We start from the raw sequence: 12,481 nt of genomic DNA on the forward strand, positions 1-12,481 counted from the left end.
TTTTATTAAAATGAAATTTTGCTTTTTAATATTAAATTTAATGCTTTTGCCACATGAATTGCATATCGATCGTTTCTAACATCACCAGGTTTATTCCCTTGACCGATTACATAATCTGAAAAGGAGAGGCCGATAAAATCGAAGGCGTATTGGAATTGTTGGATGAGGGGAAGTCCTTTTATTCTTGGATGGTCACCTCCGCATAAAACGACAAACGCTTCTTTATTTTCCATTTCTTTTTTCATTTGAAATTGCGAGTCACGTAACGTTTGACTCCAACGATCGATAAAATTTTTCATGATTCCCGTCATACCATACCAATAAATTGGTGTGGAGAAGATGAGGATATCATGTTTGAAAACTTCTTTCATAATCGCATCATGATCATCATCAACTTTAGAAAAACCTTCTTTATCATGCCGTTTATCGACAATTGGTACGATTGTTTTTTCCCGAAGATAAATCGTCTTCCGGTCAATTCCTTCCAACATTTCATTCGTTAACCTTTCCGTATTTCCTCCTGGTCGAGAACTACCTTCCAAAACGAGTACAGTTTTCATAAACCCCAACCTTTCTAAAAAATTACTTTTTAACACCAATCCATTTGAACGAATTTATTTTTTTGAATGGGCTATTTCATTATAATATTCGCGATAAAATCTTTCTAAATTATAAGATCCTGCTAATTTCATTGCCAATAAGGCCTCTTTTGCCATTTTTTCTCCTCTTTTTCGCTCTTCTTTTTCAATCAAATATAATCCTTTAAAAAATTTTACAATAACCCGTTCTAACAAGTCACTTTCATCCAAATGAAAATTTTCAAGTATTTTTATAAATTCACCTGCATCTTTTAAACGTTCGTGTTTTAAACATACAAAAACCATGTTTTCTATGATATTAATAATGGTCTCAAAACTTTGCCTATTTTTATAAAAAATTTCTGATTTTTTTACAAGTTCCTTGGAAATAACAATTGACGTTTCAACGGGAATGTATCCCATAGCATTTCCAAATAATACAAGATCAAACTGTGTCCATAACTCACAACGAAAAAAATAATCGGTCAAAAATGTCAGATGATCATCGTATTTTACATTTTTTTCTGTCAAATTTTTATAATGTGTCTCCAGAACAATAGCAGTAAGTTTAGCATAAAGATCAGCTGTATTTTTGTATTTTTTCCATTCGTCTTCGACTAATTGTTTTAGCATCTGTAGATCATTTGAAAGAATCGCTTTAGGTAATAGCTCTAGAGCATGCGCCTTCGGATTTTTTTTCAATGAAAGATAAAAAAATTCATTCATGGAAATCTTCAATTTTTCAAGGAGATGAATCAACTTTTCAAATGTTATATCAGATTCCGACCGTTCAAACCTAGAAATCGTGGATTTGGACACGACATCATCGGCTAAACTTTCAATGGAGTAACCTCTGCTAAGTCTAATTTCTCGGAAAATTTCCCCAAATGCCAAACATACCACTCCTATTTTCGATTTTATGTATTTGCACATATATAGTATAACTTCTGATAATTAGCATTCAACAACCTTAATAATGATCTTCACCTTTTCATCTTACGTACATTTAAAAAAGTTTTTAAATTTAGTATTTGCGTTTATTAATTTTAGATTTCAACATTGACAAGAAACAAATTTCCCGTTTTCGGGAATTTTTAAAAATGTTTTGATAAGCTATGAGAACATTAAGATAACGGTACGAATCATGAAAAAAGTTTAAAGGAGGAATTTAAATGAGTAAAGTATTGGAGTCCTTTTTCAGTTACTTGCTATCGAATGCCCGAATTATTAAACCTGAAAATGTTTCGAAGGAGGAAGTGATCCAAGAAATAAAAGCGGAGATTTCAGAGATTGTTTCAGAATGGAAAAGAATACAAAAAGAAAATGAAAATGAAATCAAGAATAGCACTGATTTCCATCCTCTCTTAACACAGTATATAGCGTTCCGTATATGGTCATTCAAATATTTTTCAGGCGGTTCGGATAGTAATCAACATGTTGACCTAAAATTTGTCATTAGCCCCCCGATTACTTGACGACGGCAAAGAAATAGCTTTTAAGTTCATATAGCGTTATAGACTATTTATAAACAACATTTTGGAGGAGAAATCATTATAGAGTGAACTAGGTGAAGCCGTGGCAAATTTCACTTTGAGAAGCAAAATCCATATAAGCCTTAGAGCGGATGCAGAGCAAGTGGGATAAGTCTGATCCACGTGTCATTGAATCAGTGATGAACAATGAACAGATTCTAACATTTTATGATTTTCCAGCTTCCATACGTCGCAGTATCTACTCAACAAACTTGATTGAAGCTTTTAACAAAGGAATCAAACGATATGTTAAATGTAAATAACAATTCCCGAACGAAGAATCGTTAGAACGCTTTCTCGCAAAACGGTTTCTAGATTATAATCAAAAATTTGGCATACGTTGTCATCGGGGGGTAAAAAGGCGAAATCAGAATTGATACAGATGTTTGAAACACTAGAAGGTTAAAGTGTAGCACTAATCCGCCATCCTTGACCTTGTTTACGGTCGCGGTGGAATTGGCGGATGGGAAAAATAATGCCTTGTGCAACCTATCTACTGGAACAGGGTCATTTACACAAAATTATTGACACACCCATGACATTTTCACTGACGCTTGACACATTTACTTTGAGATAATCTTTAATAGTTCTCTAAATTCTTCTTTCACAGGTAACAAATGAGGAGTTTCTTTTCTTACAAAAATATATGTGTTCTCCCCATCTGGCGAATAAATGAAATCAAATTTTGAAATACTATCATCTTCATGAACAGGTAGCAAAGAGATTTGATCTTCTTCCACTTTATAAATGTTCATAGAATAATAAATTTCATCATTAATTAAAAATTTTACTTCATAGACTGGACCGTTTTTTAACAATTTTCTTCTTTCCGACCAGTTCAATTTAATATAGAATACAGAGTAAATTTGTCTGAAAAAAATTGGATCTGAATTTGTGAGAGTCAGGATTTCCTTTGATGTTTTCCCGTCCTTTACGATCACTGTATTAATATCATCCACTGGATAGTCTAATGCTTTTCCTATTAGTAATAGCTCTCTTCGATCCTGCCAATCCAAAAACAAAATGACTCCCACAATAACAATGGGAATAATAATTTTCCATCGTTTCATATATGTTCCCTTACCTTCCTTTTGTTGAACTTAATGGTAAGCGGTAGTTAATAAAAATAAAAAATTTTCTTATTTTTTATACTCTTATTATAAAAATTATCTATAGTCAATGCAATATAAACTTTATTGTCATCCATACAGAAAGGGTATGAATAGATTATAAAAGATGCTAACGTAATATAAAGACATAATCGGGCAAGTACCGTCCGAATAAACGTCTCATGATGACGAGAAGTACCGGAAACATTTTGGGAGATCGCTTTTTGATTATCTAAAATAGCCAATTTTCACAGAAGGTGAAAGTTTAACTCTCGGATCTTTACTTATCAATTAAAGTTGTTTTTCCACTTCCATTTGGACCAATAATCGCCAACTTATCATACCACGTATTTGGAAGCTTATGTTTAATATTGGACTTTTTATTACCGTGGGAATAACGTTTAACATTCGATATACCATATAAAATAGGAAAAGGATTTAGACTTCGTTTTTTTGAAAGTCAAATCCTTTTCCCTTTTTGTACAATAAGATTTCAACAAACGGATCGAATAGAAAACAGATTGTTCGTTTTTGTTACAGATTCAAAAAAGAAGCCCCTTTTCCATATACACTTTCCCAATCTTCTTTAAAGCGGTCGATCGCCCCTTGAATCGCGGGCATTTTCAACGAGTCTGCAAGTAAAGATGGGTCGACAGTTGCACTATGGGCACCACATTCAAAGGCACTCATCACTTGTCCCATATTTTTAAAGCTGGCTGCAACAATTTTTGTCTCCTTATGAAATGCTTGAATTACATGGGAAAAATGGCGAATAACGGCCTTTGCGTCGATATTAATATTTTCCATTCGGTTAAAATAAGGCGCGATATAATCGGCACCTGCCAAGATTGCATAATCCCCTTGAGCCATTGTATATATGGCAGTGGCAGTAATATGAAAGTCCTCTGTTTTCAAAAATTGAATCGCTTGCAAGCCTTCGATCGTAACAGGAATTTTAATATATGTTTCTTTCCCCAATTGTTGAACGATTTTGTAAGCCTCTTTAATTATTTCATCTGAACGGTCCGTTGTAACTTGCACGTGTAAAGATTTTTCTGGACCGATAATGTTACGTATTTCACGTAAATGATCCCAAATATTTACTTTGCCTTCCTTTTTCAAAATACTCGGATTCGTCGTAACCCCACTAAAAGGGAACACGTTCGCATAGGTTTTAATCTGACTAATATTCCCCGTATCAAACATTAACTCCATTGAAGATCCTCCTTTACTGTTGATTGTTTTATTTTTTTCCTTTTATACTGAACGAATGGCCTTTGAAACGGTTTGGAGAAAGTTGGTTAGAAGGGAACCATGGATTAATTGCATACCTGGAGGGTTTCAAAGGTTCGAACAGGACAAATATTTGTCATTTATTTCCATTCGGTGACTTTAATTACATTAATAAGGAAAACGATTTCAAAACGATGATTTACGATGATGGTTCCATTAGAAAATATAAAGGGGTTTCTAAACCGATTCAGAATCGGACGTATAATGATTTTATCATACTTGCTTTTTCGATAAAAGGCGAGTTTGATTTTCGTTTGAGTCAAGTATTTGTAGGCAATTTTTTTCAGGTCAGTTTTTGTCTGTTTTTTTAGGCCAAAATATGTAAGCGTATTCAACTGTTTAGGGTCCTTCCTTGGTTGAATTTTCCTCTTTTTTTAAATACCGCGGATTTCTTTTAATGCTTGATACATTGGAATACTTGCCCTTCCTTTGAGGTACGCAATATTATCTCTCGTTACTTTCGTGACAACACTTTTCACCTTTTTTAAAATCCGTTGGGCTGGCTTCTTCTCTTCTTTTTCCTCATTCCACTGTTCGACTCGACCAAACATCGTTTTTAAAGGTAATTGGTCCAAAATGGCCACCATGCCGGTCATCATGGCACTAATTCCTTCATCACTCCAACTTCGGCCATTTTTTAATCGATTCGCAAAAACATGCATCATTGCTTCCGCACTACCCATTAGTCGCATCCCTTTTGTATCGATTCCCTGCTCCCTCAGCCATTCCCGATAATCCCTGAGTGCTTCTGGATACATTTCCAATTGATGAATCAATGCTTCCAATTCTTTTTCTTTTTCTTCGTCCTCCAATGTTCCAACGGCACTATTTAATTCCGTCAGAAGAGTTTCACGATCAAAGGAAGCGAGGGCCACCCGCATTTTTCGGTACCGGGGATGCTTACGAAAAAGGCTACGAATCGCTTTTGCCACATGGAAGCGATCGATGGTATAGAAAGCCCGGTCTTTGAAATAAGCTCGACAAGCAGTAATCCAACTGGCCCCGTCCCCATTAATAATGAGCTTATGAACCATCGGATCGTATTCAAAATTTTCCACGAGAAACTCCTCAAATGCTTCCCAAAAAGGAAGCTTCCCATCGTGAACAAAATGACGCTTATTTTTTAATTGCGTGCGTTTCCCATTCTTTTCCCATCCTTGATGAACGGCGGCAATTTTTTCTTCTTTTCCCTTTTTCCCTTGTCCTTGCCTTTTCGTATACAAGCCATCGACTTCCACAAATAGAACGGGACTCTGTACAGATTCCTTTTCTTTCTGGAAAATTTCCGCTTGTAACAGGTGTTGACGGATCGTTTCATGACTGATGACTGAATATCCAAATAGGGTTTCAAATGTTTGAGCCGCCTTTCGAAAAGAGGGACCTTTTACAGCCAGCACAATGGCTGCTTCCTCCACTAACGGACTAAAAGATCCAGCTCCCTCAAAACCTAAATAACGATCCAATAAAAAGACATATTTCCCCGCTTTACGATCTTTATAATAGTTCCGTTTAAAGCTTATTTGTCCGAAAAGACTATCCAGGTGAAACGTTCGTTTTCCCATCATTCGATATCGTTTTTTATCACGCTTTTCGGCAATGATTTGATCAAACGCTTCTAACAACTGTTTCATAACCACCGAATACGTTTCCTGCAATTGTCGCCAAACCAATAGCTCAATCTCTTTTAAGGTTGGATATTTTGTGGTATTCTTGTTCATGAGGGATTCTCCTTTCTGTAGGGTTTTTTTCAACAATTATTCTAACAAGGAGGATCCCTCATTTGCATGAATGATGCTTACACACCTACCGCGCTATCGCTTGGTTTCCCCCCACCTTTTGAGAGCGATCTATGGATCACTCACAAAAGGTGGGGGTTCAATTTTGCCTACAATAATTTTACTCATACTTGATTTTCGATGGATTGTAGGAAGGACATTATTTATCATATGTCACTCCTGTCACGCCTTTTATTTACTGTTCATATATGTGAATAGGAACGATACAATTTTAATATGTAAAAAAGATTGATAATTTTTTTACATCTTGATCGATCCATTCCATGATAACCATCGATATCGATGGAAAACGATTGACTAAACCCTAGTAAGCATATAGGATATATTTTATTAATGAAACAGGTTCTCGGGAAATTTCTTGTAATTGAAAAACGATGATGATTGATCGTTACGATACAAAGTATAGAAATCGGAAGAATTTAGCTATAGCCGACGAAATGAGTGATTCAAGAGCTCCTGTTTTTATTAATAAATAAATGTCGCCGATCGTATTTTATTTATGGCAGATGGTGTCGTCGTTGAAGATGCAGAACCGGAAACATTTTTCCAACATCCTCAAACGGAACAGGCACAAAAATTTTTGCAGAAAGTAACAACGTTTTAAAAAGATAAATAGTCGAAATAGGACGTTCATTAATTGAACATATATTTTTTAATTCTTATATCGGAATTGAAATTTTATAACCACGGTCATTTGTACGGATCGTGGTTTTTTTGTTGATGAAAAAAGGAATGCATGAAAAACAGACAGATTAAGCAAAGAAAGAGCTTCTTTACTTGCTAATTGTATTCATCAGCTTGAATTTTTTTATAATGAATACTATATGAAGATTGGAACGAAAGAAAAAATATTTTTTATTTAAGCATGCATCGGATAATTGGAATAATTTCTAGGAGAAAATAACATTTAATAAAAGAATAGTACTTAAATAGAGCATTTTGCAGATTTTTTAACCCAAGAGTTACAAGGTTTTTAACGAAATAAAAAAGGACTTCACCCCTTATTTATAGAATTTTGAAGTGACCCAAAAACAAAATTCATAAGGAGGAAGTCACTTTGTATATTCTACAAGAAAGTCTATTTTCCTTTGAAGAATTGCAAATTTTAGAGTCAAAAGAGAAATTACCGATCTTTTTTAGTGCTCTAGATTTGCGTCCTTATGCTAAACAATTGAAAAGTTCTTCACCCCAAGGGGCTGAAGGCTATTGTAGAGAGGGGATATTAAGGGCTCTTATCGCCGCCCCATTAGAAAAAATTGATACCTTCACTGAACTTCACAATCGTTTAAAAAATGATGTGCGCTTTCGATACCAATGTGGATTAGATATTAGTCGTCCTGCACCGTCTATTTCTACGCTAAGTCGGGTGTTTTCAGATCTAACTCGAAAAGGTCTGGCAAAACAGATTTTTCATGATCTCGTCTCAATTGCTCAAGATGAAGGAATAATCGATGGAAGCCATCAAGCCATTGATAGTGCTGCCATCGATGCTTATGAAAAGAAACGACCTAAGAAAAGATGTGAGCATACAGGCAATGCAAATTGGGGTGCTAAGTTTGATTCATTTGGCAATAAAATTACTTGGTTTGGTTATAAGATGCACCTTTCAGTTGATACCAAAAGCGAATTGCCGATGGCAATTGAAGTAACCCCCGCTCATATGAATGACGGAGATGTTGCCCCACAATTAATTGAGCAAGTCAACCAATGTGTAAAAACGAAAATCGAATATTTGATTATGGATGCAGGCTATGACCAACTGAAAAATTACGAATCCGCCAAGAACATTGGGGCACAAGCAATTATCCCATTGAATTTGCGTAATGAAAAAGAACCTCCAGCAGGAATCGCTTCAAATGGAACCCCACGTTGTTCTATGGGATATCATATGACTTATTGGGGATCCGAAAAGAATCAACTTAAGTTTAGGTGTCCCCATGCTACTGGAAAAGTTGATTGCCCTTTGGGCATGACTGCATGTTCTTCTTCCAACTATGGGATGGTTGTAAAAGTAAACACTCTTAAAGATTTACGAAGATATTCGATTCCTCATCGTGATACAAAGCGTTGGAAAGAACTATATAATGAACGAACGAGTGTAGAACGCTGTAATTCAAGAATGAAAAGTTATTTAACCGCAAATTCTTTACACATAAGAGGAATTGAAAAAGTAAAAACCCATATCTATTTAAATGCAATTGTGTTAATAGCTTCAGCACTAGCAATGAACAAGCAAAGTAGAAAGCAAATTGCTATTTAAAAATAATAAAAATTCATAAATTCTGTAAGTATGCTCAAATTTGTGGATTGATCCCTTTCTAAACTTTATCAAAATTATTGTAATAAAACATCTGATTATAATCAGCATTTTTTAAACGCTTTTTTTGTAGAAAATCAAATTTTGCAAAACACTCAAATAATGAATTATATTCAAATAATGATATACTATAATATAGAAAAAAATGTAGAAAAGAATCTAGATAGAGAAAAGACAGTTAACTAGATTTTTTCTACAGAAAATAGGGGATAAGGATGGAGAAAAATGAGTAACAGTAAAGAAACGACAGATGTGGTATTAATTGGTGCTGGAATCATGAGTGCAACGTTAGGCACACTTTTGAAAGAATTAGCACCGGATTGGGAAATCAAAGTGTTTGAGAAGCTAGACAAGCCTGGGGAAGAAAGTTCAAATGAGTGGAATAATGCAGGAACGGGTCATTCAGCATTATGTGAATTGAACTACACTCCAGAGAAATCCGATGGAACGATCGATACGACGAAAGCGGTTAAAATTTATGAACAATTCCAAGTATCTAAACAATTTTGGACCTACCTTGTGAAAACGAAACGAATACAAGATCCGGAAGAATTTATTCGACCTTTACCTCACATGAGTTTTGTGGAAGGGGAAAAGAATGTAACCTATTTAAGGAAACGGTACGAAGCGTTGAAAAACCATCCTTTTTTTGAAGGAATGGAATTTACAGATGACCCGGAAAAATTAAAGGAATGGATTCCCCTCATAATGGAAGGGCGTACATCGAATGAACCGATTGCTGCAACGAAAATCGATTCCGGCACCGATGTAAACTTTGGAGCTTTAACGCGTAAGTTATTTGATTATTTAAAAGAACATCGTGTTGAAATTAACTACAACCATAGTGTAAAAGATGTGAAACGGACAAATAATGGCTTATGGGAATTGAAAGTAAAGGATCTTCGTACAGGTTCTATCAAACATGTGAAATCGAAATTTGTATTTATCGGTGCTGGTGGAGGTAGCCTACATTTATTACAAAAATCCGGCATACCAGAAGGCAAACATATCGGTGGTTTCCCTGTAAGCGGATTATTTTTAGTATGTAACAATCCGGAAGTGGTTGAACGACATCATGCTAAAGTATATAGTAAGGCTAAAATTGGTGCACCACCGATGTCCGTACCACATCTTGATACGCGGTATATCGATGGGAAAAAATCACTACTTTTCGGACCCTTTGCTGGTTTCACACCGAAATTTTTAAAGACCGGTTCGAATTGGGATTTGTTTGCTTCGGTAAAATCCCATAATATTACGACATTATTGGCGTCTGCTTTTAAAAACTTTCCTTTAGAAAAATATTTAATTCAGCAGCTTCTTTTGACGAAGGAAAAACGTATACAAGAGTTGCGTGGATTTGTACCAACTGCTAAATCTGAAGATTGGGAGATTGTTATCGCAGGTCAACGGGTACAAATTATTAAAGATACGAAAGCGGGTGGAAAAGGTACAATTCAATTCGGAACGGAAGTTGTTACGTCAAAAGATGGTACGATTGCAGCGTTGCTTGGAGCTTCTCCCGGTGCTTCCACAGCTGTACAAGTAATGATTGAAGTAATTGAAAAAAGCTTCCCTGAACATTTAAAAGAATGGGAACCAAAAATAAAAGAAATGATTCCTTCATATGGTATGACTCATCAAGATCACCCAGAACTGTTCCGTGAAATTCAAACATCGGCTTCGAAAGTGCTCGGTTTAACCGCCCAAAGTGAAAAGGAACCGGTTTACCAGTAATGTTTCGATAATTATTGTATAGCAATATTCAATACAATTTTCAAATTTATTAATCTACTTATCGTTTCAAATTGGAATCTATGTATAAAGGCATATTTCCATATGGGTTATGCCTTTATTTACATTTTTCCTTTAATGTTCTAAAATAAAAAAGTGTTCATATTCTTTATTAGACTTGTTTTGAACCATAGATCGCCCCGGCTTTTGTATTTCATTCTTTTGAAAATTCGGGGCTGTCTACGGTTCTCTATTTTTTCTAATTCATATTTTCAAATGATCAGTATGTATTTATTGTTATTTTTCTAGAATGGAGGAATTCACTTGAATCGTTTAACTCATTTTGAAAGGAATTTTTTCAGGTGAACAATAGAAAATTTTACCAACTTGGAGTTGACAGAAAGTGAATGAGAAAGTTTTGAAATGGCATTTACCAGTTAAACCGATTGGGTATGTCATTCGTGGAGGGATTGTCGGCATTTTTGCTGGACTAATTGTTAGTCTGTTTCGGTTGTCCATAGAAAAGGCAATTCAACTCGTAAAACAATTTTTTCAATATACCCATGACAAATCCATTTTGTTTATTTATGCAGTGATCTTTGTTTTTATCATTATGTTCATTTTAGGTCATCTAACTAAAAGGAAACCAAATATTAAAGGGAGTGGGATTCCACAAGTTGAAGGACAAATTCGGTGGGTTATTGATCTCAAACGGAGATCTGTACTTTTCGGAAAATTTTTTGGAGGGATTTTGTCTATTGGTTCAGGAAGTTTTCTTGGTAGAGAAGGGCCTTCTATTCAATTAGGAGCCGCAATTGGGCAAGGGGTAAATGAATATTTACGTGGAGATAAAACAGAAGAAAAAATTATGATCACAAGCGGCGCAAGTGCCGGACTTTCCGCTGCGTTCAATGCGCCGGTTGCTGGTTTACTTTTCGGATTAGAAGAGGTTCATCACCACTTTAGCTCGGTCCTTTTAATTACTTGTTTTTCGGCTTCCATAACAGCCAATTTTGTTTCATTAAATATTTTTGGTATGACGCCTGTACTCTATTTAGGTGAATTATCGATTTTTCCTTTGAAAGAGTATTTATGGTTAATTGCTTTAGGGATGATATTAGGAATTTTTGGTTATATTTACCAACTAATTTTGTTTAAAGTGTCGGATTGGTATCGATTTATACCTTAAATTCGGTTGACCGTAAATAATCGACCGCATCGCCATGATTTGATATGTTAATGGATTAAAGCTAGCAATGAAATTGATATAATTCGGAACCGCGTCGATAACATAAAAGGTTGGTGCTGAAAATCCAATGGGCATGATCGACATGGCAATGATGGTATCTCTTTTCTGGTAGTCATTAATAAACACAGTTAGTAGGACGCCAAGGGATGTCCAAAAAATTAATGAAACGATGCCTAACAAAACGCCTAAAAAGAAATCGAATAAGTGGACATTCAAAGTAAAAATAACAGATAGAAAATACAAAATAATGGATTGGGTGACAAAACCGATGATTGGAAATGTAGACATTCCGAGAATATATTTTGTTGTAAATTCACTTTATTCAATGCCTTTAATGTCATTTCTTCAGATCTTTTTTTATCAAAACCTGCCAATAAAGGTCCAAGTAATACATTATCAAAAACATTAAGATACCAATCAATCACTTGATTTTGTGGACTAAACCCTAAAATGCGATAAGGGTTCTTGGGATTGATATATTGATCATGATATATGATTGTACCTTCAGTAATTTCTTGAATTCCTGAAAGCCCATTTAAAAGTGTTGATTTACCTGCTCCGTTTGATCCTACTAATGCAACAAAATCTCCGGGATAAATATTAAAGTTGATATTCTTTATTCCTGCACCATTATTGTAGGTAACTGAAAGGTTCTTTACCAATAATATCGGTTTTTCATTATTCATTTGTGTTCACGCTCCTAGTTTTTAAATCTACCAATAATGGTTACTTTAGAAATCTAAAATTTCTGAAAACTCAAAATGGTAGATTTCCTTAGCTTATCGAACATCTATATGACACCACCTTTTTCAATCGGTTGAAACTTGACATGTTCTTATATATAGTAGTACAAAATATCAAAAAATAGTATAA

Annotated in this window: 11 protein-coding genes and 3 pseudogenes; 5 read left to right on the forward strand and 9 right to left on the reverse strand. The window is 34.9% G+C overall.

Annotated features, from left to right (window positions below):
* Positions 1 to 5 precede the first annotated feature (5 nt).
* From OE105_RS03415 to OE105_RS13920, 3 genes and pseudogenes are all read right to left on the reverse strand, one after another.
* On the reverse strand, positions 6 to 560 hold the full coding sequence (locus OE105_RS03415; RefSeq protein ID WP_275421340.1) for a flavodoxin family protein: 555 nt from the start codon (positions 558 to 560) through the stop codon (positions 6 to 8).
* 54 nt (positions 561 to 614) lie between these two features.
* Positions 615 to 1,304 (reverse strand): Rgg family transcriptional regulator, encoded by a 690-nt coding sequence (locus OE105_RS03420; RefSeq protein WP_275421341.1) that lies wholly within the window; start codon positions 1,302 to 1,304, stop codon positions 615 to 617.
* A 48-nt stretch (positions 1,305 to 1,352) separates the two neighbouring features.
* Positions 1,353 to 1,511 (reverse strand): annotated as a pseudogene (locus OE105_RS13920) (helix-turn-helix domain-containing protein); the annotation flags it as partial.
* Positions 1,512 to 1,750: 239 nt separating this feature from the next.
* Between OE105_RS13920 and OE105_RS03425 the strand changes: the two are divergent.
* Together OE105_RS03425 and OE105_RS03430 are read left to right on the forward strand one after the other, a co-directional pair.
* Positions 1,751 to 2,053: a hypothetical protein gene (locus OE105_RS03425; RefSeq protein ID WP_275421342.1), complete on the forward strand. Its 303-nt coding sequence runs from the start codon at positions 1,751 to 1,753 to the stop codon at positions 2,051 to 2,053.
* A 149-nt stretch (positions 2,054 to 2,202) separates the two neighbouring features.
* Positions 2,203 to 2,487: pseudogene (locus OE105_RS03430) on the forward strand (transposase); the annotation flags it as partial.
* A 186-nt stretch (positions 2,488 to 2,673) separates the two neighbouring features.
* Here the strand turns inward: OE105_RS03430 and OE105_RS03435 are convergent.
* The 4 genes and pseudogenes from OE105_RS03435 to OE105_RS03450 all read right to left on the reverse strand — a co-directional run bounded on the left by OE105_RS03435 (position 2,674) and on the right by OE105_RS03450 (position 6,230).
* Positions 2,674 to 3,180, reverse strand: a complete 507-nt coding sequence (locus tag OE105_RS03435; RefSeq protein WP_275421343.1) for a hypothetical protein — start codon at positions 3,178 to 3,180, stop codon at positions 2,674 to 2,676.
* A gap of 188 nt (positions 3,181 to 3,368) precedes the next feature.
* Positions 3,369 to 3,559, reverse strand: a pseudogene (locus OE105_RS03440) (ABC transporter); the annotation flags it as partial.
* Positions 3,560 to 3,753: 194 nt separating this feature from the next.
* On the reverse strand, positions 3,754 to 4,434 hold the full coding sequence (locus tag OE105_RS03445) for a fructose-6-phosphate aldolase (RefSeq protein ID WP_275421344.1): 681 nt from the start codon (positions 4,432 to 4,434) through the stop codon (positions 3,754 to 3,756).
* Positions 4,435 to 4,886: 452 nt separating this feature from the next.
* Complete coding sequence (locus tag OE105_RS03450) at positions 4,887 to 6,230, reverse strand: ISLre2 family transposase (protein ID WP_275421059.1); 1,344 nt, start codon at positions 6,228 to 6,230, stop codon at positions 4,887 to 4,889.
* Positions 6,231 to 7,365: 1,135 nt separating this feature from the next.
* Here OE105_RS03450 and OE105_RS03455 point away from each other — a divergent pair.
* From OE105_RS03455 to OE105_RS03465, 3 genes are all read left to right on the forward strand, one after another.
* A complete protein-coding gene (locus tag OE105_RS03455; RefSeq protein ID WP_275419523.1) occupies positions 7,366 to 8,568 on the forward strand; it encodes a transposase in 1,203 nt (400 codons plus the stop codon).
* Positions 8,569 to 8,850: 282 nt separating this feature from the next.
* Entirely contained in the window at positions 8,851 to 10,362 is a 1,512-nt protein-coding gene (locus tag OE105_RS03460; protein WP_275421345.1) for a malate:quinone oxidoreductase, read from the forward strand.
* 400 nt (positions 10,363 to 10,762) lie between these two features.
* Positions 10,763 to 11,548 carry a chloride channel protein gene (locus tag OE105_RS03465; RefSeq protein ID WP_275421346.1) on the forward strand — a complete coding sequence of 262 codons (786 nt, stop codon included), beginning with the start codon at positions 10,763 to 10,765 and terminating at the stop codon, positions 11,546 to 11,548.
* Here OE105_RS03465 and OE105_RS13925 read toward each other — a convergent pair.
* Together OE105_RS13925 and OE105_RS03470 are read right to left on the reverse strand one after the other, a co-directional pair.
* The gene (locus OE105_RS13925; protein WP_420842565.1) at positions 11,504 to 11,896 is read right to left on the reverse strand and encodes an ABC transporter permease; all 393 of its coding nucleotides are present in this window, start codon (positions 11,894 to 11,896) and stop codon (positions 11,504 to 11,506) included. The genes OE105_RS03465 and OE105_RS13925 overlap by 45 nt on opposite strands.
* On the reverse strand, positions 11,821 to 12,294 hold the full coding sequence (locus tag OE105_RS03470; protein ID WP_275421348.1) for an ATP-binding cassette domain-containing protein: 474 nt from the start codon (positions 12,292 to 12,294) through the stop codon (positions 11,821 to 11,823). The genes OE105_RS13925 and OE105_RS03470 overlap by 76 nt, the downstream gene beginning before the upstream one ends.
* Between the last annotated feature and the right edge of the window lie 187 nt (positions 12,295 to 12,481).

The sequence above is a fragment of the Fervidibacillus halotolerans genome (assembly GCF_026547205.1).
Lineage (GTDB): Bacteria > Bacillota > Bacilli > Bacillales > Caldibacillaceae > Fervidibacillus > Fervidibacillus halotolerans.